19 protein-coding genes are annotated in these 24,523 nt (G+C 37.3%); all 19 read left to right on the plus strand.

What is annotated here, in order from left to right:
• Positions 1–28 precede the first annotated feature (28 nt).
• Positions 29–1,069 carry an ABC transporter ATP-binding protein gene (locus IGK03_RS05385; protein WP_002384674.1) on the plus strand — a complete coding sequence of 347 codons (1,041 nt, stop codon included), beginning with the start codon at positions 29–31 and terminating at the stop codon, positions 1,067–1,069.
• Between the two features lie 26 nt (positions 1,070–1,095).
• A complete protein-coding gene (locus IGK03_RS05390; RefSeq protein WP_002357914.1) occupies positions 1,096–2,160 on the plus strand; it encodes an ABC transporter substrate-binding protein in 1,065 nt (354 codons plus the stop codon).
• Positions 2,136–3,920, plus strand: a complete 1,785-nt coding sequence (locus tag IGK03_RS05395) for an adenine deaminase (protein ID WP_161975012.1) — start codon at positions 2,136–2,138, stop codon at positions 3,918–3,920. Before IGK03_RS05390 ends, IGK03_RS05395 begins: the two co-directional genes overlap by 25 nt.
• Complete coding sequence (locus IGK03_RS05400) at positions 3,904–5,232, plus strand: amidohydrolase (protein ID WP_202334803.1); 1,329 nt, start codon at positions 3,904–3,906, stop codon at positions 5,230–5,232. The genes IGK03_RS05395 and IGK03_RS05400 overlap by 17 nt, the downstream gene beginning before the upstream one ends.
• Before the next feature lie 184 nt (positions 5,233–5,416).
• Positions 5,417–6,307, plus strand: a complete 891-nt coding sequence (locus IGK03_RS05405) for a helix-turn-helix domain-containing protein (RefSeq protein ID WP_002399965.1) — start codon at positions 5,417–5,419, stop codon at positions 6,305–6,307.
• A 219-nt stretch (positions 6,308–6,526) separates the two neighbouring features.
• The gene (locus IGK03_RS05410) at positions 6,527–7,462 is read left to right on the plus strand and encodes an FAD:protein FMN transferase (RefSeq protein ID WP_085406256.1); all 936 of its coding nucleotides are present in this window, start codon (positions 6,527–6,529) and stop codon (positions 7,460–7,462) included.
• A 26-nt stretch (positions 7,463–7,488) separates the two neighbouring features.
• Positions 7,489–8,097: an NADPH-dependent FMN reductase gene (locus tag IGK03_RS05415; protein WP_002357907.1), complete on the plus strand. Its 609-nt coding sequence runs from the start codon at positions 7,489–7,491 to the stop codon at positions 8,095–8,097.
• Positions 8,098–8,115: 18 nt separating this feature from the next.
• Positions 8,116–9,372, plus strand: a complete 1,257-nt coding sequence (locus IGK03_RS05420) for an NADPH-dependent oxidoreductase (protein WP_002360528.1) — start codon at positions 8,116–8,118, stop codon at positions 9,370–9,372.
• Between the two features lie 411 nt (positions 9,373–9,783).
• Positions 9,784–11,274 carry a helix-turn-helix domain-containing protein gene (locus IGK03_RS05425; protein WP_002380194.1) on the plus strand — a complete coding sequence of 497 codons (1,491 nt, stop codon included), beginning with the start codon at positions 9,784–9,786 and terminating at the stop codon, positions 11,272–11,274.
• Positions 11,225–11,899 (plus strand): AP2 domain-containing protein, encoded by a 675-nt coding sequence (locus IGK03_RS05430; RefSeq protein ID WP_029656440.1) that lies wholly within the window; start codon positions 11,225–11,227, stop codon positions 11,897–11,899. The genes IGK03_RS05425 and IGK03_RS05430 overlap by 50 nt, the downstream gene beginning before the upstream one ends.
• 257 nt (positions 11,900–12,156) lie before the next feature.
• Entirely contained in the window at positions 12,157–13,047 is an 891-nt protein-coding gene (locus IGK03_RS05435; RefSeq protein WP_016617220.1) for a metallophosphoesterase, read from the plus strand.
• Positions 13,048–13,338: 291 nt separating this feature from the next.
• Positions 13,339–14,250, plus strand: a complete 912-nt coding sequence (locus tag IGK03_RS05440; RefSeq protein WP_002382199.1) for an ABC transporter permease — start codon at positions 13,339–13,341, stop codon at positions 14,248–14,250.
• 14 nt (positions 14,251–14,264) lie between these two features.
• Positions 14,265–15,146, plus strand: coding sequence for a carbohydrate ABC transporter permease (locus IGK03_RS05445; RefSeq protein WP_002357901.1), 882 nt, complete (start codon positions 14,265–14,267; stop codon positions 15,144–15,146).
• 17 nt (positions 15,147–15,163) lie between these two features.
• Complete coding sequence (locus tag IGK03_RS05450) at positions 15,164–16,762, plus strand: ABC transporter substrate-binding protein (RefSeq protein ID WP_002357899.1); 1,599 nt, start codon at positions 15,164–15,166, stop codon at positions 16,760–16,762.
• A 56-nt stretch (positions 16,763–16,818) separates the two neighbouring features.
• Positions 16,819–17,412 carry a DUF624 domain-containing protein gene (locus tag IGK03_RS05455; RefSeq protein WP_010713489.1) on the plus strand — a complete coding sequence of 198 codons (594 nt, stop codon included), beginning with the start codon at positions 16,819–16,821 and terminating at the stop codon, positions 17,410–17,412.
• Entirely contained in the window at positions 17,405–18,322 is a 918-nt protein-coding gene (locus IGK03_RS05460) for an acetylxylan esterase (RefSeq protein WP_002382200.1), read from the plus strand. Before IGK03_RS05455 ends, IGK03_RS05460 begins: the two co-directional genes overlap by 8 nt.
• Entirely contained in the window at positions 18,303–19,067 is a 765-nt protein-coding gene (locus IGK03_RS05465; RefSeq protein ID WP_002377753.1) for an endonuclease/exonuclease/phosphatase family protein, read from the plus strand. The genes IGK03_RS05460 and IGK03_RS05465 overlap by 20 nt, the downstream gene beginning before the upstream one ends.
• A 4-nt stretch (positions 19,068–19,071) precedes the next feature.
• On the plus strand, positions 19,072–21,222 hold the full coding sequence (locus tag IGK03_RS05470) for a glycoside hydrolase family 3 N-terminal domain-containing protein (protein WP_202334806.1): 2,151 nt from the start codon (positions 19,072–19,074) through the stop codon (positions 21,220–21,222).
• A 17-nt stretch (positions 21,223–21,239) separates the two neighbouring features.
• Complete coding sequence (locus IGK03_RS05475; RefSeq protein WP_202334807.1) at positions 21,240–24,515, plus strand: GH36-type glycosyl hydrolase domain-containing protein; 3,276 nt, start codon at positions 21,240–21,242, stop codon at positions 24,513–24,515.
• Positions 24,516–24,523 lie beyond the last annotated feature (8 nt).

The following is a 24,523-nucleotide window of genomic DNA, read 5'->3' on the forward strand; positions in this document are numbered from 1 at the left end:
AAGCACGAGATAGAAAGAGGAGAAAATTTTGACTTTTGTGGATTTAAAAGATATTCGCGTCAGCTATGACGGAAAACAAGATATTTTAAAAGATTTAAATATTTCAATGGAAAAAGGAGAGTTAGTTTCTTTATTAGGACCGAGTGGTTGTGGTAAAACGACTACGCTAAGAGTGATTGCTGGATTAATTAAGCCAAACGACGGACAGTTTTTCGTTGACCAAGAAGAACTAACAAAGGTTCCTGTCCATAAAAGAAACTTCGGGATGGTTTTTCAAAGCTATGCGTTATTTCCCCATTTAACGATTGCAGAAAATGTCGCTTTTGGGCTGAAATTACGCAAAGAAAGCAAACAAACCATGGACCAAAAAGTCACGGAAATGCTAAAAGTATGTGGTTTAGAAAGCTTGGGCGACCGTTATCCAAAACAATTATCTGGTGGTCAAAGACAGCGGGTTGCGCTAGCACGTGCTCTGATTATCGAACCTAAACTATTACTACTGGATGAACCGTTGAGTAATTTAGATGCAAAATTACGAGTGGCAATGCGGATTGAAATCAAACGGATTCAACAACAATTAGGCATTACGACAGTTTTTGTCACACATGACCAAGAAGAATGTTTTTCTATTTCAGATAAAGTGGCCATTATGAATAATGGCGTGATTGAACAATATGATTCACCAGAAACGATTTATCGTTTGCCTCGTACTAAATTTGTCGCTGAATTTATCGGTTTTGAAAACTTTTTCTCTGTCGAAAAAATGGAAGCTGGTCATTATCGGACACAAACAAATCAAATAGTGAAAACGACTAATCCTGAACCAAATGTTACAACGACAGTGGCAACGATTCGTCCAGAGGACATTGAGATTGTTTCAGAAGCTGCTACTAATACTGTCGCAGGTACTGTCGCTGTCCGAACATTTTTAGGGAAAAGCTATCAATATGAAGTGGAAACAGCGTTAGGTACATTGCTGGTTAATGGAACAAGTGAACAGTTATATGAAACAAACGAAACCATTCACTTGGCTTTTCCAGCTGAGAAATTAGTTATTTTAGAAAAATAAAAACCATTTTGGAGGAAGATTTAAAAATGAAAAAACGCGTAATTTTAGGGACATTAGTCGCTGCAACGTTATTAATGACTGCTTGTGGAAACAGCGAAGCAACTACGAAAAGCGAGAGCAAAGGTGGAAGTAATGCTTTAGTCGTTTCAACTTTCGGATTAAGTGAAGATATTGTCAAAAAAGACATTATCGCTCCGTTTGAAAAAGAGAATGAAGCGAAAGTTACCTTAGAAGTAGGCAATAGCGCAGACCGCTTTACGAAATTAAAAAATAATCCCAATGCGGGAATTGATGTCATTGAATTAGCACAAGCAAATGCAGCACAAGGTGGAAAAGAAGGGTTATTTGAAAAAATTACAGAAAAAGAAGTACCTAATTTAAGTCAGTTAACGCCGGGAGCAAAAGAGGTTTTTGAAAGTGGTGCTGGCGTACCAATCGCTGTAAACAGTATCGGGATTGTTTACAACAAAGAAAAATTAGGCAAAGAAATTAAGAACTGGGATGACTTATGGTCAGCAGATTTGAAAGGTAAAATTTCTGTTCCAGACGTTGCCACGACGGCAGGTCCTTTAATGTTATACGTTGCTAGTGAACATGCTGGTCAAGATATTACAAAAGATAACGGGAAGGCCGCTTTTGAAGCGATGAAAGAATTAAAACCAAACGTTGTTAAAACGTATTCAAAATCGTCAGACTTAGCTAATATGTTCCAATCTGGTGAAATTGAAGCAGCTGTGGTTGCTGATTTTGCGGTTGATATTATTCAAGGCGCAGCAGAAAACGTGACGTATGTCGTCCCAGAAAGCGGCACGTATGCCAACTATAATACAGTCAATATTCCTAAAAAAGCACAAAACAAAGAAACCGCCTTTAAATTTGTTAACGCACGGATTAGTGAAGAATCACAAAAGGCCAAAGCGATTTCATTAAATGAAGGACCTACAAATCAACAAGTAACGCTAAGCGAAAAAGAAGCGAAAAATAAAACATATGGTGCCATTGCCGAACGTGCCAAAACAGTCGATTTTAATTTTATTAATAGTCAACTAGCGGATTGGATTGATCAATGGAACCGGACGATGAATCAATAGTTTTAGAAAAGAGGGACAAAATGAACGTCGATGTATTACTAAAAAATGTGTGGCTGTATCAAACAGTCACTCAAACATTCGTTCAACGAAATGTTGCGATTAAAAATGATAAATTTTATTACATTTATGAAGAAGAGAACGTCAATTTGCAGCCCCAAAAAACAATTAATGCCGAGAATCAATGGATGATTCCCGGCTTAATTGATGCACACATGCATATTGAAAGTTCCATGACGACACCTACTATTTTTTCCAAAGCAGTAGTGCGTTACGGTGTGACAACGGTGATTGCCGATGCCCATGAAATGGCTAATGTATTTGGCTTAGAAGGCTTAAAAGCTTTTATGGCCGCTGAAACAGAACTAGATATCTTTCACGCAATTCCTTCTTCGGTTCCTTCGACCACTCCCGAATTAGAAACAACTGGTGGGATTATCGGCTTAGCAGAAGTAGCAGAATTACTCAAAGAGCCAAAAGTGATTTGTTTAGGGGAAGCCATGAATTTTAAAGGGATTTCCTATGAGCCAGATTCTTTAATTCGTCAAATTATCGATTTGTGTCAAAAACAACGACCAACCATGCCTTTAGAAGGCCACTGTCCTAAAATCGAAGATCAAGAGTTAGCAGATTTTCTATATAGTGGTATCACTTCAGATCATACCCATCAATTTCCTAAAACGTTAAAAGAAAAAATTGAAGCGGGCGTCTTTATTCAATTTCAAAATAAATCAATCACTCCTGAAAACATTCAGGTGATAGTAGACAATGACTTCTACAATTATGCAAGTATTATCACGGATGACGTGATGGCCGATGATTTGCTAAAAGGTCATCTAAATGAAAATGTCAAAAAAGCCGTTCATGCAGGATTGCCTATCGAAAAAGCCATTTATATGGCAACTTATACGCCGGCCAAACGAATGGGTCTCCATGATCGCGGCGAAATTGCACCTGGTAAAAAAGCTGACTTTTTGTTATTAAATGACTTAGAAAGTTTTGATATTACTACGGTTTATAAATCTGGAAAGGTCGTTTTTGAAAAAGGCGAGCCCTTCCATTATCCAGAAAAAATCGAAGAGTTTCCAGCCGCTTACCAACAAACCATCCAATGTAAAAAGTTAACAGAAGAAGATTTACTTTTAAAGGTGGCTACAACAAAAGAAACAGTTCGTTGTAATGTGATTCAAAAACAAGAGATTGGCACATTTACAGAGCGAATTACAAAAGAAATTCCTGTTGAAAATGGGTTGTTGCAATGGCAAAAAGCCAACTGTGCCTTATTAATTGTGATGGAACGTTACGGAAAAAATGGTAATATTTCTTTTTCTTTAATGGATCAACCTCTTTCCGAGAAAGGAGCCATTGCGACAACCTGGGCCCATGATCATCATAATTTAATGGTGATGGGTAATACGATTGAGGATATTCTGTTAGCGCAGAATGAATTATTAGCGATGCAAGGCGGCTATTTGGTTGCTTCGGATCAGCAAGTGATGGCAACTTGTCCTTTACCAATTGGTGGGATTTTATCGCAAGCACCGATTGAACAATTAGGCGCTTCTTTACAAAAAGTTCGACAAGCTATGCAAGCTTTAGGCTATCAAAATATGAATGAAATCATGTCTTTTTCTACACTATCATTGCCTGTCTCGCCAGCCATTAAAGTGACAGATTTTGGGATGATGGATACGAAGTCACAACGTTTCTATCCATTAGTTTTTCCAGAGGATGGAGTTCTTTTGCATGAAAACACTCATTAAAAATGTGCATATACTAACAATGGATGAGCAATTTTCAGAAATCAAAGCCGGCTATTTAGTGATTGAAGAAGACACAATTGTGGAATTAGCACCAATGACCACACTTGATGAAAAGCGAATGCCTGCAAATCAAGTAATCGATGGTCAAAATGGAATTTTAATGCCTGGGATGATTAACACCCATACCCATGTAGGCATGATTCCGTTTCGTTCGTTAGGAGACGATGTGCCAGATCGACTCCGGCGTTTTCTTTTTCCATTAGAACAATTCATGACAAAAGAATTAGTAGGATGCAGTAGTGATTATGCAATTGCCGAAATGTTACTGAGTGGTATTACGAGCTTTTGTGATATGTATTATTTTGAAGATGAAATTGCTAAAAGTTGCGAAAAAATGAGTGTTCGCGCTTTGCTCGGAGAAACGATTATTGACATGCCCACTTGTGATAGTCCGGAACCTTCAGGCGGTCTTTTTTACGCGGAAACCTTTATTCGCAAGTGGCAAGGACATCCGTTGATTACGCCTATGCTTGCGCCACATGCACCAAATACCAACTCACCAGAAGTGTTAGCAAAAATTATTGAACTTAGTCGGCGATACCAAGTTCCTGTGACCATGCACGTTGCTGAAATGACTTATGAAATGGCTGAGTTTGAAAAAGCCTATCAAAAAACACCAATTGCTTTCTTAGAAGAACTGGGTTATTTGAGCGAGCCGTTTATTTTAGCGCATTGTATTTTGGCAACAGATGAAGATCTTGCGAGTTTAGCTGCTACTAATGGAAAAGCGCGTGTCGCTCATTGTATCGGTGCGAATACTAAATCAGCCAAAGGCGTAGCGCCGATTAAGCAAATGCTTGATCAAGGGATTATTGTCGGTTTAGGCACGGATGGACCTAGTAGTGGGAATACATTAGATTTATTCACCCAAATGCGCATGGTTGCGAATTTTCATAAGACAGCACACCAAGATCGCTCCTTGTTTCCTGCAAAAGAAATTGTTTATCTGGCAACGATGGGGGGCGCTAAAACGTTAGGTTTGGCGGAGCAAGTCGGTTCATTGGAAGTGGGCAAAAAAGCGGATATAACATTAATTGAAACGCAATCAGTTAATATGTTTCCGATTTTTGATGCCTATTCAGCGTTGGTTTATTCAGCAAATGCTAGCAATGTTGAAGCTGTTTGGGTGAACGGTCAACAGTTAGTTGCCAATAAAGAATTACAACAAGCTAATCTCAAAGAAATCAAGGAAAAATTATATCAGGCCATGAATACGTTTGTGAAAGAAGCTAAAAAAAGAGCTGCTCTCTAAACAGAGCAAGTAGGACGTATCGGATTGATTAAATAACGCTGAATTGACGTTTAGTGATTTAGGTTCTAATAGAGCGCAGACAAACTTTTAATGAAAGAGTTGTCTGTGTTCTTTTTTGTTATAAACATTTTTCTTTTTCTATATATATTTTTAAGGTAAGTTGTATTATAGTAAGTTTGAGAAGATGAGAATGAGAGGAAAAGCAATGAATATACAACGGTTTATAGAAAAACGCAAAGCACGTGGTTTGTCACAAAGTGAATTGGCTAAAGGGATTTGTACGCAAGTTACGGTTAGTCGCTTTGAAAAGAATGGTCAAGTCCCAACTTTAAAAATATTGATCCAACTATGTAATCGTTTAGAGCTACCTTTGGGGGAACTCTTCCCGCGCGTAGGGATTAAGCAACCTGAAATTCTTGAAAAAATGGAAGAAGCAGAATTCTTCTTGATTACTAGCGAACATGACCAATTGCAAACAATTTTAAAAAATATTCCTTTTGATGAAATCAAAGATTCCCAACTGTTATTAGAATATTATTATTTACAAGGCTTTGTCATGATTTTTCAAAATGCTTCGTTGATGGATTGCTTATTTACCTTTGAAAAACTTCTGTTTGAAGAGCAAAAATACACGAGCGATATTTACCGTTTGTTAGCTTTTACTGGAATTGGCATGGCCTATGCCAAAGAAGGCGAAATTGAGAAAGCGGAATTTTATTTCAATAAGGTCTTCAAGGAAATATATCTTTATACTATTCAATCAATGGAAGATACTTGGCGAGTATTAAATGTTGTCTTTCACTGTGGTGTTTTTTATGCAGAAAAAGGCGATTTAGAAACAAGTGATGCTTTGTTAGAGTATGCGATTTCCATCTGTTCTGATAATCACGTCACGTATTACTTGGCAAGAGCAGCTTTCCAGCTTGCGAAAAATGCCTTAGCTGAAGAAAAGCCGCAAGAGCAAATTTTAGAACTACTACAAGATGCCCGCGCGTATGCAAAAATCAATAAAAACCGCATCTTGTTGGAAGCAATTCAAACATTGAAAGAAACAATTTTATCTAAGGGGAATTAGTTTATATAGAAAATTATATATTTATTTTCAAAATATAATAAAAAAAGCGTTTTTTAAAAGAGTTCAAGACAAGTTACGACCTTAAATGAAAATTTTAAGGTCGTTATTTTATATAAAAAAATATATAAACGACTTGACTGGCATCAAATAAAGGCGTATGATTCATTTGTGAATAAATGTGAAATAAAACACAATCTTTCGTGGAGAGGAAGTCTTGAGGTGCAACAAAGTCAAACTATTTATTTGATGGGCACAGTAATAGATGTATTTGTAGACCATGAAGAACCTGAAAAAATTCTAGAAGAAGTGCACCAACGATTGATCACTTATGAACAACGTTTTAGTGCAAATGATTCAACTTCGGAACTGATGGCTGTCAATCAACAAGCTGGGCAAAAACCAGTTAGCGTTCATCCAGAGTTGTATCAATTAATTACATTAGGGAAAAAACATAGTTGTGATCCAGCTAGTCATTTGAATGTTACCATTGGCCCGTTAGTTCAAACGTGGCGAATTGGTTTTAAAGATGCCCGTGTCCCGTCAGAAAAGGAGATTAAAGCCTGTTTGAAAAAAATTAATCCAGAAAAGATTCACTTAAATCCCTTAAAACAAACGGTTTTTTTGGAAGAAGAAGGAATGAAATTAGATCTGGGGGCTTTAGCAAAAGGCTATATCGCTGATTTACTAATTGCCTATTTGAAAGAAGTCCATGTGACGTCTGCTTTGATTAATCTGGGCGGCAATATTGTGACATTGGGGCCCTCTACGCATCAAAACAAAAAATGGCGAATTGGTATTCGCAATCCGCAAAAATCCAGAGAAACAATCAGCTTACTTGTCGAAGTGGCTAATCAATCGGTTGTGACGTCGGGCATTTATGAAAGAAGTTTAACCGAAGCTGGGCGAGTCTATCACCATCTGTTGGATCCGACAACCGGTTACCCATTGGAAACTGAAATGGCCAGCATCACAATTATCTCGGATGCTTCAGTGGATGGTGAGATTTGGACAACGCGTTTATTTGGTTATCCAATTCCAGAAGCGCTTGAAATCCTCAATCAACTAGATGGGATTGAAGGAGTCATCATTACACAAGATCAGCAAATTTTATATAGCAGCGGGTTAGCAGATACTCTTCACATTATCCATTCATAGAACCGAAAAAGAAAGGACAGCTCATTATGAAAAAAATTATCGGCTTAGTAGGAACGAACTCAGAGCAATCAACCAATCGTCAACTTTTGCAATTTATGCAACACTATTTTGCGCAGGAGGCTGACATTGAACTAGTTGAAATTGTTGACTTTCCTATGTTTAACAAGCCAGAAGACAAAGTTTTGCCAGAAATAGTTAAAACGGTTGCTGAAAAAATTGAAGCAGCAGATGGCGTCATTATCAGTACGCCTGAATATGACCATGCGGTGCCGGCTTCTTTGATGAATGCCCTAAGTTGGTTATCTTACGGGATTTTTCCGTTTGTTGATAAACCAGTTATGATTACTGGTGCATCCTATGGCACGTTAGGTTCCTCTAGAGCACAAGCGCATCTGCGTCAAATTTTAGATGCTCCTGAATTGAAAGCACGAATTATGCCAAGCTCTGAATTTCTATTAGCGCATTCTTTACAAGCTTTTGATGAAAACAATGCGTTAAAAGATTCAGAACAAATAGATAAACTAGCTGGTTTGTTTGCAGATTTTTGTGTATTTATTGAAATTACAGAACAGCTGAAACATGCGCATGCGCAAAATAAAAAAGAAGCAGAAAATTTCTCATGGGAAACGATTTAACGAAATGGAGTGAATAAAATGAAATTAATTGGGATCGTCGGATCAAACGCTGATTCTTCTTATAATCGGTTACTACTGCAATATATTGGCAAAGAGTTTTATAAAATGTTCGACTTGGAAATTTTAGAAATTAAAGATATTCCAATGTTTAATCAAAGTAAGGATCAAACGAACAGTGTCTTGATTCAGAATATGAATCGCAAAATTTTACAAGCAGACGGCGTAATTATTGCGACGCCCGAACATAACCATACCATTCCTGCCGGTTTGAAAAGTGTATTAGAATGGTTATCTTTCAAAATTCATCCGCTGGAAAATAAACCAGTAATGATTGTTGGTTGCTCTTATTATGATCAAGGAACCTCGCGTGCGCAATTACATCTCCGTCAAATTCTTGATGCACCTGGTGTCAATGCAATCGTGATGCCTGGAAACGAGTTTTTATTAGGAAAAGCGAAAGAAGCATTTGATGAAAACGGCAACTTAATTGCGGAGGGAACACGTCAATTTTTAGAAAGCACATTACAAAAATTCGTGGAATTCATTGATGTGATTTCAAAATTAGAAGGGGCTAAGCCAAAAGACTTACCTGAAGATTTACATGCAAAAGGAACCATTGAAACAACGATCGAAGGGGTTGATATGGCAGCAGATGATTGGGTAGAACAAGCAGCAGAAGCGGTTCAGGCTGTGGAAGGCGACACATACGTAAAATTAGATCGAGGCATTTTAACCGTAGATCAGCTAAATTATTTCTTAAAATCAATGCCAATGGAATTGACTTACGCAGACAGTAATAATCAATTTTTATATTACAATAAAAAAATGGCTGCTGAAGAAATGTTTGCTAAACGGCAACCAGGACAGGTTGGTAATCCATTAGCGAATTGCCATCCGCCAAAAGCATTGAAAAATGTAGAATGGGTGATTCAACAATTACGGTCAGGAAAAACAGATGCTATTCGCGTTCATGTTCCAATGCACGGACCAGATACCTATGTAGTGCATAATTATCAAGCGATGTATGATGATAATGGAAATTACGCGGGAATTAATGAGTATATTTTAGACTTTAAACCAATTGTTGATTGGTATTTAAAACAAACAGGGCAAGAATTAGTCGGTGGAAAAAACGTCGATGCAGTCAGTGGTGCCTCCAAAAAAGAAGCACCAGAAACGGCAGATAGTGTCTCAAGTGCATCAGTCCATGAAGAAGAGTCAGCGACCGAAAAGCCAACAGTTGACAGCGTTTCTAGCGCTTCAATTAAAGAGTAAAATAACAGCAAAAAATAGCGGCAACAAGTAGTCATACTGTATTCAGATTAGCAATGCCAAATGAGGACTTTTATTGACAGAAGCTGATACTTAAAAGAGTAAGAACTTTATAGGAAGATAGTATAGAAGGCGAACCAAAAGTTTCAATCATTTTTGACGAATAGGCTAGAAAAGAAACAGAAAATTAGTCAAACAAATCAGCTTTTCTTTAAATTTAAAGTAAAAAAATAACAAAAAAAGCCTCCTTGGTGACGCAAGGGGGCTTTTTTTGGTTAAAATAATACTTTTCTATGAAGATTCCTAAATATCGAAAGAATCATTTTTAAATTTGTGGAAAAAATAAGCAAGATTGACACTCACGTCTTGTTAAAAAAATAGATACTTAAGGCGTGATAGTTTGGAGTTGAAAATGTGACTACTTTGTTAGATGAATTATTAGACCAAGAATTCCGAGATAAATTACTTATTTATCAAACTTTTATGAATAGTGAAGGTCCATTATTAAAAGAAGAATTTTATGGATATTTTGATTTATCCACTCAAAAGTTAGAATCGTTGTGCCGTCAAATAAATTATGAATGTACACAGATTTCTTCAAGGAGTCAAATTCTTTTTCCAGCTAAAGGACTGATTAGTGCGCAAAAATTATCGCAAATTGATTATCAAGCCTTAAGAAAATATTATTTTGATCAATCACTAATGGCCAAGTTGCTTCTTGATGTGGGCCTCTATCAAAAGCACACGATTCAAGAATTTTCTCAAATTCATTTTATGAGCAAAAGCAAAATTTATGCCTTCTCGTATAAACTAAATCTGATTTTAGCTAATTGGCATATTAAATTAAAGTCAACAGGCTTGGTTGGAGAAGAGAAAAATATCCGAAGTTTTTGTTTTCAATGCTTGTATTATTTTTATGGAAGTAATCAAGAAAGGCTGCCTAACATTTTGCTGGAAAATAGTCCTGGCATTAAACGATTTATAAACGATTTACAACTGATGTATCAAAGAACGTTTAGTCTTAATCAAAGCGCACAACTATTTATTCTTTTAACGATCCAACGTTTTCGTGTATTTTCTGATCATGTAGTGGACTCTTTTACGGAAGTTCATGTGCCTAGCTGTTTACAGCACGCGTTTGAAAAAATCTATACAAGCGAAACACCTCTTTTTAAAGAGGATTTTGGCAAAGAGACTTCATATATTTTTCTTTTTTTAAGTTTAAATGAATACATTGATAGTCCGATTGTTTTTCCAGATAAGTTAACCATGTTAGACGAATTTATTGATCATATGAATAGTGTTATTCCTTTCTTTGAAAAGCGAATTACGGTGGAAACAAAAGAAAAATTAAAGTTGATTTGTTATCGCTGGGACCGCCTATACTTTTCAGTGGCTGCATTTATTCCCGCCAAGCAGAGCAGTTTCTTTGAAGAGCGGTTTCCTCAAATTCATCGCGCCTTAGATGGTTTTATACAAAAGACAGAGTCGCTGCATCAAAAACGATTTTTAATGTATGAACGCGTGCATCTATATTATGATTTTATGTTTTGTTTGTTAAATGATCGTTCTTTTTGCGCAATTGAAAAAACGATTCATGTATTTGTTGATTTTTCTGGTGGGGAGGATTATAACCGCTTTATTGCAAAAATTATTGCTTCTTTCAATTATATGGATGTCATGATTGATCACAAATTAACCTTAGAAACCGATTTGTATTTGTCCGATTTTTATAGTTCGAAAGTACGGTGTCGTCAATTGACATGGCGTCATTTGCCGGAAACAAAAGATTGGCAAGTATTTGCTGAGGTGGTCAGAGAACTAAGAAAGGGAGAGACTCAGAAAAATGAGCACTATGAGAGAGACCCAATCGAGATGTGGCGAGAACAAGAATACGAAGGATAGTCAATTGAGACAAGCAGGTAACTATAAAGATTTAACTGGCCAAAAGTTTGGTGAGTTGACAGTAGTAGCACCAACGGCAAAAAGAAAAGAAGGGCTAATTGTTTGGGCCTGTCGCTGTTCTTGTGGGAGCTATACAGAAGCTTCAAGAAGACAACTAATTCGTGGGTATCGAACCAAATGTGCGCACCATCGCTATCAAACAATGTTGAAAAAAAACTATCATGAATTAGTCGTGGTACGGATCGAAAGTATTCAACAGACAATGAAAGCGTATTGTCTGTGTTCGTGCGGACAAGCTTGCTGGGTTCGCTGTGAAAATTTGTTGAATGGCCATACCAAAAGTTGCGGTCATCGTAAAAAGAAGGATTACCGACAAAGAGTTGCTGGCGTAATTCCAGGGAAGTTACAAAGTAAACGCCCCAAAAATAATAGCAGCGGACACAAAGGAGTGAGCCAGACCGCTTCTGGGAAATGGCTGGCTTATATCTCTTTGAAAGGCAAGCGTCATAACTTAGGTATCTTTACGAAAAAAAGTGAAGCAATTTTAGCAAGAAAATTAGCAGAACGTCGTCTATTTCAACCAATTTTACAACAAGAAATAGTGACTACAAATAAGGAAGTTTAGCAACAGAGAGGATGCGAAAGATGTTAGCAGGCTTATTTTCAGTAACTGGAATGATTTTATTGGGGATTTTATTTTGCTTAATTGGTTATCAAACGTTTCGAAAACATCATCATTAAGAGAAGAATGTTCTAGCTAGATAATTTCATCGACAGATGAAATTATCTAGCTTTTTTTATAAAAAAGCTAAGAAAAGGATAAGAGATTGTGGAAATTCTTTAGGTTGTTTAACAAAGCCTTAATTTCCTTTGTTTTAGATTGTGGTTAAGAAGATTTTTCTCTATACTAAGTCTTCGGAAATCAGAGAAAAGAAAGGAGCGAGTGATGTGGTTAAAAAAATTGGTTTAAGTATAATGCTCTTATTTTTTTTCTTAATTATCGCACTCCCAATCTATGCGTGGAAGATTGAGCCGAATTTAGTTCACGTTAATCAGGTGACTTTGGGAAAGAAAAATCAACGAGAACCATTGAATGTTGTGCAACTTTCGGATATACAAGTTTCAGAATTTTATGAAACGAAGCGGTTAGATAAAGTCATAAAAAAAGTCAATCGTGAAAAACCAGATATTATCGTTTTTACAGGTGATTTATTTGACAATTATGCCAAAAATCCGCAACAAAAAGAACCGATGATTGAAAAATTAAAACAGTTGCAAGCGACAATTGGAAAATATGCAGTTTGGGGAAATCATGATTACGGTGGCGGTGCTTCTGCGGTGTATGATGAAGTCATGGAGGCCAGTGGCTTTACCGTTATGAAAAACCAAGGAGAAACAGTAACCTTAGCAGATGGACGCCGTCTTTTTATTGGTGGTTTAGATGACTCGTTATTAGGAAATCCTTCCGTTTCAGAAACATTATCCTATCGAGAAACGTATGACTATGCGTTATTAATGACCCATGAACCAGATGTCGCGGATGCATTTGTTGGTACGGGTACACAGTTAGTTTTAGCAGGACATAGCCATGGTGGACAAATTTGGATTCCTTTTTATCCAATCACAAATGTTTTAGCAGAAAAGTATACCAGAGGATTGTATCAGTTGGACCAAGAAACGCAACTATATGTTAATACAGGCTTAGGGACGACCGCCATTCATGCCCGTTTTGGGGTGATCCCTGAAATTACACATTTTACTATCTATATTTAAAAAGTCTGGTCAATCCGACCAGACTTTTTTCTGTTATTTAACAGAATTATTTTTAAGAAAAAGGTGTTCATATTTTGGTGAAACGTTTCTATAAAATGCTTTAAAATATCTAGAAAAGAGTATTTTTATGGAAAAAGAATCAGGGAAAATAATTTCTTTATAAATGGTCTATAGCGCTTTTTAATGCTGTTATTTTTAAATAAAACCGTAATGTAAGGGTTTACAACCGTTTGAAGTGAATGTATAATCTGTTTGTAGAAACGTTTCACTAAAAAGAAAGGAACCCTGCTTATGAAAAAACTAAAAAAGTTTTATGATCAGCGGCAATTGCATTGGATGGTACTTCCGGGTGTAGCATTCATGATTGTCTTTAACTACATTCCAATTTATGGAATTATCATTGCTTTTAAAAATTATACGATTGTTGATACGGTTTCTTCTGCACCATGGGTTGGACTTGAAAATTTTCGAATCATTATGGAAGATAGTTTTTTTTGGGAAGCAGTTCGTAATACCTTAGCGATTAGTTTAATGAAACTTTTTTTAGGATTCGCTATTCCGATTATCTTAGCAGTAATGATTTTTGAAATGAGAGATGGACATTTAAAAAAAGTGATTCAGACAATTTCTTATATTCCGCACTTTTTTTCTTGGATCGTTTTAGGCGGGATGTTGATTTCGTGGCTTTCAACAAATGGCTTTATCAACCAAGTCATGATGTCGTTAGGCTTAATGAATCAGGGCGTCAATCATTTGTTAGATCCTGATAAGTATTGGTGGATTGCTGTTCTTTCTGATTTGTGGAAAGAAGTAGGTTGGGGCACGATTCTCTATCTTGCTGGCATGTCTCGTATTGATCCAACGTTTTATGAAGCGGCGAGAATTGATGGTGCTTCAAAATTAACACAAATCCGAACGATTACTTTGCCCTTATTAGCACCGATTATTTCGTTGAACTTAATTCTAAATGTTAGCGGTTTATTGGGATCGAACTTAGATCAAACGTTGGTTTTAATGAATGCTCAAAACCAAAACAAATCAGAAGTAATTAATTCATTTGTTTATCGTATGGGGCTAACGCAAGGGGACTTTTCTTATGCGACGGCAGTTGGTTTAGGGATTTCTGTTATTTCAATTGTTTTATTAGTCATTACAGATCGCATTACTAGAAAAATGAACAATGGTCGGTCGGTTATTTTATAAAGGAGGCAACAGCTGTGATTAAAAGAAAATCAAAAGAAAACAAATGGTTTTACTTTTTCAATACGTTAATTCTTGTGTTGTTTTCTTTATTAATTATCGTGCCAATTTGGAATATTTTAGTTTCCTCAGTTTCGTCAAGTTCGGGTTTAGCCGGTAAAGGCTTGGTTTTATGGCCGAAAGGATTTACGCTAGAAAATTATCGGAAAGTTTTTTCGGATAGTAGCATTCCGCGAGCGTTTTTGATTTCTGTTTTAAAAACAGTCATCGGTGCGTCGACGCATACACTGTTCTGTGCGATTGTTGCCTATGGACTTAGTAAATCTAGACTAGTCGGGCGTAACATTTATACAACGATGGGTGTTATTACAATGTACTTTGGTGGGGGCATGATTCCCACGTATCTTTTGATTAAGTCATTAGGACTCTTAGATACCTTCTGGGTATATATCATTCCAGCTTTATTTAGCTATTATGATGTAGTTATCTTAATGAACTTTTTCCGAGAAATTCCACCATCTTTAGAAGAATCCGCCAAAATAGACGGCGCCAGTGAGTTTCAAATTTTTTATAAAATCTTTTTACCTTTAACAAAACCGGCATTAGCCACCATTATTTTATTTAATGGGGTTGGTCAATGGAATGACTTTATGACCACGAAATTATACATTACCAAAGAATATTTGTATCCATTGCAGATGAAAATTTATGAAATTATTGTTCAATCAAACTTGAGTACCATGACAGAGAGCGGCAGTACAGATATGGTGGTGCAGGCAACGACACGTGGTGTTCAGCTGGCAACAATTGTCATTACAACGATACCAATTTTAATCATTTATCCATTACTACAAAAACACTTTATCGGCGGTATGATGGCCGGTGCAGTAAAAGAATAAAGAAAGTAGGGAACAATATGAAAAAAGTTTTAGGCGGTTTATTGGTGGCAACGGCGGTCGTTAGTTTAGCGGCCTGTAGCGGAGGGGAAAAGAAAGCTAGCTCAGATGTCTCAATTAAGGATCGGTATGAATTAGATGAAAAGACGCCTGCTTGGAAGTTAGATAAGAAGAAAGAACCGACCAAGATTAAATGGTATATTAACTCAGATTGGACGGCATTGCCTTTTGGAAAAGATGTGACCACTGCGCAGATTAAAAAAGATTTAAATGTGGATATTGAATTTATTTCCGGCGATGATTCAAAATTAAATGCCATGATTTCAAGTGGAGATATGCCTGATATTGTGACATTAACTGAAAAAACTGGACAAGCAGCATTGAAAGCAGATTCTTGGGCCTATTCTTTAAACGATTTAGCTAAAAAATATGACCCCTATTTAATGAAAGTTGTTAACCAAGATACGTTTAAATGGTATGCCTTAGAGGATGGAAAAACATATGGTTACCCTAATTACTCTAATACAAAAGCGGATTATGAAAGTGGAAATATCCCAGTAAATGATAATTTTGTTATTCGTGAAGATGTCTATAATGCATTAGGCAAGCCAGACGTTTCAACACCAGAAAATTTTGAAAAAGTCATGCAACAGATTAAAGAAAAATATCCTGAGATGACCCCAATGGGCTTCACCACAGTGGGCGATGGTGCAGGACCATTTTTAGACAAATTACAAGACTTCTTAGGTGTTCCTTTAGAGGATAAAAATGGTAAATACTATGATCGAAATTTAGATAAAGAATACTTAGAATGGTTAAAAACATTTAATGATGTTTACCGAGCAGGAAATATTAGTGATGATAGCTTCACAGATGATGGAGCGACGTTTGATGAAAAAGTGAAACAAGGAAATTATGCAACCATGCTCGTTGCTGGAACCAGTGGTCAAGGTGGGAACTTCACAGAATTTATGAAAAAATCTGGCACACGTTATATAGCCATTGATGGACCAAGTAGCACTTCTGGCCGAAAACCAACATTAAATCAAACCGGCATTTCAGGTTGGTTAAGTAATTACATTACGAAAGATGCGAAAGATCCAGCGAAAGTCACTCAACTGTTCACATATTTAATTGATGAACCGGGACAAATTTTAACAAAATATGGCGTTGAAGGAGTTACTTATGCGTACAATGATCAAGGAAAAATTGATTATTTACCAGAAGTGAAAAAATTAGAACAAACAGACAATGATGCCTACAACAAAAAATATGGCATTAGTCGTTTCCTATACTTTAACAATGACCGTGTTAATAAACTAAAAGTGCCAATGGAAAGTGCTTTAACGCAAATGCAAGAATGGGGCAAAGGAAAATTAGTCCCACATTTCGTAATTGAAAATATTAATCCAGATGCAGGAACGCCGGAAGCTCGGGCGAATGAAGCGATTGAAACCAAACTAAATACAACCGTTATTTCAATGATTCGTGCGAAAGATGATAAAGCCTTTGACAAATCTTTAGAAGACTACAAAGCATTCTTAAAATCAAATAAATGGGATGCAATTGAAAAAATAAAATCTGAGAAAATGGCAGAAAACAGAGACAAACTTAAGTAAGAGAGGAGGAGAGAAAAGCGGATAAAGCAACGAGAAATCCGCTTTTCTCTTTTAATATGAATAAGCTATTTGCATATGAAGGTTGGTATTATCGGATTTTTTCTTTTATTGCCAACTTGATCATTATTAATTTTCTCTTTTTAATTACCTGTATAACAGGCATCTTTAGCGGTGTCGGCTTAATTGCGTTGTATCGAACGATCTATCGTTTGTATCGTGAAAAAGATATTCCTGTTTTGCGAACGTTTTGGACAGCATTAAAAAATAACATCATGCGAGGTTTTATTTTAACAGGTGTCTTGTTCGTTGCTTTTTTACTGGGCGGTATTGTCGTAACAAGTTTATTTAAAATAGCCACTAGTTTAGGTTTCTTAGCTATTTTTCTATTAAGTTTTGTTGCATTATTTTTGACGAGTTTTCTTTTTCTCTTTTCCGTTTTTAATTGGTCCGTTAAAAAGACACTAAGTGAGACGGTTTATGTGGTCTTAAGTAATAGTGCCAATGCGATTATTTTGTTTATTTTACCTCTTTTAACGTTTGTTTTTTTCTATAAGCTTAATTTGTTTTTATATATTGCGTTAGGATTCGGGACAACGGCTTTTCTTCAAGTTGCGTTTTTTCAGAAAGTGTTAGGTGTGGAACATGAATGAGTATTTTGAGTTTTGGCAAAAGACCAAGGAAGAACTTCAAAAAATACCGCTAGATATCCATCGGCGGGTCATTGACTATCCATTGGAAAATGTTCAAGTGGAACAGGTCGACTTTTTAAGTTTCCTAGGTGAGCGCATCTTTGGCTATTTGTTACTTCCTAAAACGGCGGGGAAACAGCCAATAGTGATTGACTGTTTAGGCTATATGAATCATATTCAAGAACCTTGGCAATTTGCTCATTGGACACAAATTGGTTGTGCTTGTTTTGTCATTGATAATCGAGGTCAAGGGGGATTAACCAAAGATCGCGTGCCATATCAAACAATTTGGCATGAAGCACCAATGGGACGAGGATTTCTAGACAAAGAAGATTGGTACCAACGCCGCTTGTTTGCCGACCATTTACGTAGCGTAGAAGTGGTGCGGACCTTTACTGAAATTAATCAGGACCAAATCATTCTTCGTGGTGGTTCCCAAGGGGGTGGCGTAGTGTTAATGGTGAATAGTTTAGTCGACTTCCCGATTTTAGCTACTTTTGCAGATGTTCCAAGTCATTCTTGTTTAGAAAATCGAGTAGCAGAAGGAACGGGTTCGTATCAAATTATTCATCAGTACTTACAAGAGCATCCTCAAGCGCATGAAAAAATTGCCGCGGTTCTTCCTTATTTTGATAGTCGCCACTTTGTTTCGCAAATTAAAAATCCAGTCTTTGCTTCTGTTGGGAGTCACGATCCGATATGTCCAATGAAAGATTTTTTCCCTTCTTATCATCAGATAAAGGCAAGAAAAGCAGTCAGAGTGTATTGGAAAAAAGGCCATGGTGGCGGTGAAACAACCCAGATCCGTCGTGAGATGCGTCAAATTCAACAACTATTGCAGGAGGTTAAAAATGAAAATAGCTACGTATAATGTCCGGGTAGATACAGAGTATGACCAAGATTGGCAATGGTCTTTTCGTAAAGAGGCTGTTTGTCAGTTAATCAATTTTCATGATTGGAGCCTTTGTTGTATTCAAGAAGTACGACCGAATCAAGTCAGGGATTTAAAGGCGTATACAACATTCACCTGTCTTTCTGCGGAAAGAGAAGGGGATGGTCAAGGAGAAGGACTAGCGATTCTCTATAACGAACAAAAAGTTCAGGCTATTGATACAGGGTATTTTTGGTTATCTGAAACACCTCAGCAGCCAAGTATCCATCCTGAAGCTGGCTGTCCAAGAATTGCTTTGTGGGGACTATTTAAGGAAACGACTCAAAATACGCCTTTTTTAGTCATCAATGTTCATTTGGATCATATTTCAGCTCATGCTCGTTTAGCAGGAATGACCGTTATCTTAGAGGAGTTACATGACAAAATTGCACAGTATCCAACTTTATTAATGGGCGATTTTAATGCAGAGTCGGGGGAAGCGGTGCATCAACTTGTTCAAAAAAAATTTCAAGATAGCAAAAATTTAGCTACTCATTATGGCCCAAGAGGAACATTTCAAAATTTTACTTACACAAAACCTTGGGCGGAATTAGAAGAAATTGATTATATTTATGTAAAAGGTTGGCAAGTACAGCAAACCGCAAGTTTAACAGATAGTATCGATGGACGTTTTCCCTCCGACCATTTTCCTTTAGAAGCAGAAGTATGTATTGAAGAAAGGTGAGAGTATGAAAGAAAATCAACTGATTCAATTAGTCGAAGAAATGACAATTGATGAGAAAATTAATCAATTATTACAATTAGCAGCAGCGTTTTATTCAGATAAAGCAGAAGAAAAGACCGGCCCTATGTCAGAGCTAGGACTAAGTCAAGAAACGATTGATACGGCGGGGACAACACTAGGTGTTTCCGGTGCAAACGAAGCAAAACGTGTTCAAAAAGAATATATGCAAAATCATCGATTAAATATTCCAACACTTTTAATGGCGGATATTATTCATGGTTTCAGAACCATCTTTCCGATTCCTTTGGCTTTAGGAAGCACTTGGGATGAAGCAGCGGTTGAAAAAATGGCGGAGATTTCAGCAAAAGAAGCTGCTGTTTCAGGATTACATGTAACCTTTTCACCAATGGTTGATTTAGTGCGCGATCCACGTTGGGGACGTGTCATGGAGTCAACAGGTGAAGATCCATTACTCAACAGCCGCTTAGCTGCTGCAATGGTTAGAGGTTACCAAGGAGAAAATTTAAAAGAGGACAATTGGCGAGTAGCCGCGTGCGTGAAGCACTTTGCGGCATATGGTGGTGCCTTAGCTGGTCGGGATTATAATACGGTAGATATGTCTGAACGGCAGCTAAGAGAAATGTATTTACCTGGCTATAAAGCTGGATTAGATGCGGGTGCAAAACTTGTCATGACGTCCTTTAATACAGTGGATGGGATTCCTGCTACAGGCAACCAATGGCTGTTTAGAGACGTATTACGAAATGAATTTGGGTTTGAAGGAGTTGTGATTTCAGACTGGGGAGCGATTAAAGAATTAATTCCTCATGGCGTTGCCAAAGATGAAAAAGAGGCAGCAGAATTGGCTATCAAAGCTGGTGTAGATATTGAAATGATGACCACGTGTTATCCAGATTATTTAAAAGAATTACTTGAAGAAGGCCGGATTGCTGAAACACTTATTGATGAAGCAGTTATGCGAATTTTAAAACTAAAAAATGAGCTAGGCTTATTTGAAAATCCCTATCGTGGTGCGGATGAACAAGCGGAAGCAGAAGTGATTTTAAGCAAAGAACATCGAGAAATAGCTAAAAAGATTGCTCAAAAATCAATGGTTCTTTTAAAAAATGAAAATATTTTGCCTTTTACACCGCAAGAAAAAATCGCGCTTGTCGGCCCAGGGGCCCAATCACAAGATATTTTAGGGGCTTGGTCATGGCAAGGAAAGAAAGAAGAAGCCATTTCCCTCGTGGCTGGTGCCCAAAAATTAACCACAAATCTTCTAGTTGCCCAAGAACCCTTTGATTACTTTGAACCGACCGCGGCGGCCATTGAAGAGGCTTTAACGTTAGCTAGTCAAGCAGATAAAGTAGTAGTGGCACTAGGCGAAACAGATTGGATGAGTGGGGAAGCTGCCAGTCGCAGTGATATTCGTCTACCCGAAAAACAATTAGCAGTAGTGGCACAAATTATTGAGAAAAATCCCAATGTTGTTGTCACGGTCTACAGTGGCCGGCCCTTAGATTTACAAGGGATAGATGTTGCAAAAGGAATTGTGCAAGCTTGGCAACCTGGAACAGAAGGGGGCAATGCGCTAGCAGAAATTTTGTGGGGAGAGTACAATCCAAGTGGTCGTTTAAGTATGTCGTTTCCAGAAACGGTTGGTCAAGTGCCAATTTTTTACAATGTCGACAATACTGGGCGTCCTTATGAGTCAGCACCAGAAGAAAAATATGTTTCTAAATATTTAGATGTCTCTAATTACGCTAAATATCCCTTTGGATTTGGCTTAAGTTATAGTCATTTCTCTTATCAACCAATTCAACTAAGTGCATTAACATTTACCAAAGAACAACCAGTCACGGTCTCTGTTTTAGTAAGAAATGACAGTCCAATCGCTGGAGAGGAAACCGTGCAATTTTATGTACGTGATTTGGTGGGACAAGTGGTTCGCCCAATTAAAGAGTTAAAAGATTTCCAAAAAGTTTGGCTGGAACCAAAGGAAGAAAAAGAAGTTCAGTTTCTTCTTTCAGAGGATATGGTGCGCTATGTTCATTCAGATAATCAGGTAACCAGTGATGCAGGTGAATTTATCGTAATGATTGGTGGAAATAGTCGCGATGTACAAACCGCAACAGTCACGTTAAATGAATAAGATGGGAAGGATAAGTTATGCAGATAAAGAAGCTTAAGCAAGCAGACACAGTTGCTACATTTCTAGAGACAGGTGATTTAAAAGAATTGAATAGCTGTGGCATGATGATTAATCAATTAGAAGGTAATCCTTTAGACGGCAGTATGAACCAACTCTATTTGCGGATAATTACAGGGGACACAATTAATTATCGACCAATGATTGGTTCCAACAGTCAAAGTGAGTTTTATCTTTCAGATAATCAATTGACATGGCGGGGTGAATTTGAAGCGGTTCGTTACCAAGTTGACTTTCGTTTGGGGCCAAGCAATCAATGGTTCTGGCGGGTTAATGTCACTGGAACTGGCTTAGTAGATATTGTTTATGGTCAAGATATTGGCTTAGCGACAAAAGGAGCCGTTCAGTCAAATGAAGCGTATGTTTCGCAGTATCTTGATCATCACATTTGGCAAGAGGGCGAAGAGCTTGTTGTTTTATCAAGACAAAATCAACCGCAAAATGAGAAGTTTCCAGCCCTTATTCAAGGGAGTTTTCAAAAATTAGTAGGCTACTCAACGGACGGCTATCAATTTTTCGGACGTTCATTTAAACAAACAAACACACCAGAAGCATTGGGGAAAAGATATTTAGCAAATGAAGTCTATCAATATGAATTTGCTTACACCGCTTTACAAACGGAAGCCGTCCAATTAACGAATGAAAGTAAGGAATTTGTTTTTTATGGTGCGGTAACAGAAACACAGCCGCAAGCATTAGCTGAACCTTTTTTATCGAAAGAAGACTTACAAGCTATTTATGAAACTGTGACATTCGATTCATTAGAAGAAACACAGGACTTTCCTCCGAAACTTTTAGGAGAACCTATCACAGGAAATCCATTAACAGAAGAAGAGTTGGCTGCACTTTATCCCATTCAGACACAAATTGAAAAAGTAGCAGGTCAGACGTATTCCTTTTTCACGGAAAATTACCATCACGTTGTACTTCAAGAAAAAGAAATTGCCATGGAAAGAGCGCATGGCCACATTTTATTAAGTGGTAAAGGCTTAACGGTTGACGAACCTTTGCTTAGTACGACAGTGTATATGTATGGCATTTTCAATTCACAAGTAGTTTTAGGAAATACGACCATGAACAAATTAATGAGTAATAGCCGAAACGCTTTAAACGTTATGAAACGCTCTGGTCAACGAATCTACATTTTAGAGAATGGCTTATGGCGCTTACTAACAATGCCTTCTGCTTTTGAAATGGGGTTGAACTCTGCTACGTGGTATTATAAGTTGCCAAAGGATACAATTCGAGTGCGCACCTTCACTTCGCCTGATTCAAGAGTGATTCAATTGGAAGTGACCAGTCAAAAGGATGCATATATGTGGGCTGTTTCTAACCATTTGTTATTAGGACCTGAAGAAGTCCCAACCTATCAATTAGAACAAACTGGCAAAACACTTCGAGTGACGGGAAATCATTCTGCTACAGAAAATTATTACCCAGAACTAACCTATGCATTGACAGTTGATAAATCATTTCAAGTAACCGATAGCACATTATTTGGTGGAGCTGAAGCAGACTTATTAGTCTTGGCAATCGAAAAGACCCAAAAATTTTCACTACTTATTACGGGCAGTATAGAGGACCAAGCATTAGTCAATACACCATTAGATTTTGAAAAAGCAGAAAGTCAATATTTAGCATTCATTAATGGCTTGTTACATCATTTTGAGTTAACACACACAGACTCAAGTGTGCAGCAAATGAATCAATTAACTCGTTGGTATACTCATAATATGCTCGTTCATTATTTGTCGCCACATGGCTTAGAACAGTATGGTGGAGCAGCTTGGGGCACACGAGATGTGTCGCAAGGACCGACAGAATTTTTCTTTGCGACGCAACAGCCTAAGATCGTGGCCTCCATTATTCAGCATCTATTTGAAAATCAATTTGAGGACGATGGCAACTGGCCGCAATGGTTTATGTTTGACCGATACGAAGAACAAAAAGCCAGTGAAAGCCATGGCGATATTATCGTCTGGCCATTGAAAGTAGTGACTGATTATTTGGAACAAACTGCAGATTATTCAATCTTAGCTACGGAAATCCCTTATACAAGTCGCAAAGATAATCACAAAACAAAAGAAACAGCATCTTTATTTGAACATTTGAAAAAAGAAATAAATTATATTGAACAACATTTTTTACCAGAAACTTTTCTATCCTGTTACGGTGACGGCGATTGGGATGACACGTTACAACCTTATGATAATCGTCTTAAAGAGCAAATGGCTAGTAGTTGGACCGTTGCCTTAACGTATCAAGTGTTGAAAAAATTTGCGGCTTTAATTACGGAAATCGATGCTACTTATAGTCAGCACTTAACAATTTTAGTCGCAGGAATAAAGAACGATTTTCAAAAATATATGTTGGCGGATGAAACGATTCCAGGGTTTATTTATATGGAAACGCCAGAAACTTTTGAACAAATGATTCACCCAAATGACCAAAAAACAGGGATTCAATATCGATTATTGCCAATGACTCGTAGTATGTTAGCTGAATTATTAACACCGGAACAAGTAAGTCATCATTTAGAAATTATTGAAAAAGAATTAACGTTTCCTGATGGCGTGCGTTTAATGAACAAACCAGCGAACTATCGAGGCGGTGTGAGCACTAATTTTAAACGAGCAGAACAGGCGGCTAATTTTGGTCGCGAAATTGGTTTACAGTATGTTCATGCGCACATTCGCTATACAGAAGCGATGGCGAAAATTGGTCAGCGAGACAAAACCTGGCAAGCATTAATGCAAATCAATCCAGTTCAATTAAAAGAAGTGGTTCACAATGCAGAGTTACGCCAAGCCAATGCCTATTTTAGTAGTTCCGATGGCGATTTTAAAACAAGGTATGAATCACAAGAAAATTTTGGTAAACTAAAAGATGGAAGTATTGGGGTAAAAGGTGGCTGGCGAATTTATTCAAGCGGGCCGGGAATTTATTTAAATCAATTAATTACAGCTGTTTTAGGGATTCGGCAAAAGGCCCAAAGTGTGGTTTTCGATCCCGTGTTACCAGAAAAATTGTCTGGTTTAGCACTAACTTACCAATTGTTTGATAAACCTGTCACATATAAATTTTATCCAAATCAGTCAGCGAAAATAGTTATTGATGGTCAAGAGGTTCCGTTTAAGTTTGAAGAAAACCCTTATCGAGAAGGGGGAATGGAAGTTCAAAAAGACGAGGTGCTTTCATTATTAAATGAAGCAAGTGTTATTGAAATTTACCATTAGAAAGGAGA

It is taken from the genome of Enterococcus sp. DIV2453a (assembly GCF_050533535.1).
GTDB lineage: Bacteria > Bacillota > Bacilli > Lactobacillales > Enterococcaceae > Enterococcus > Enterococcus faecalis.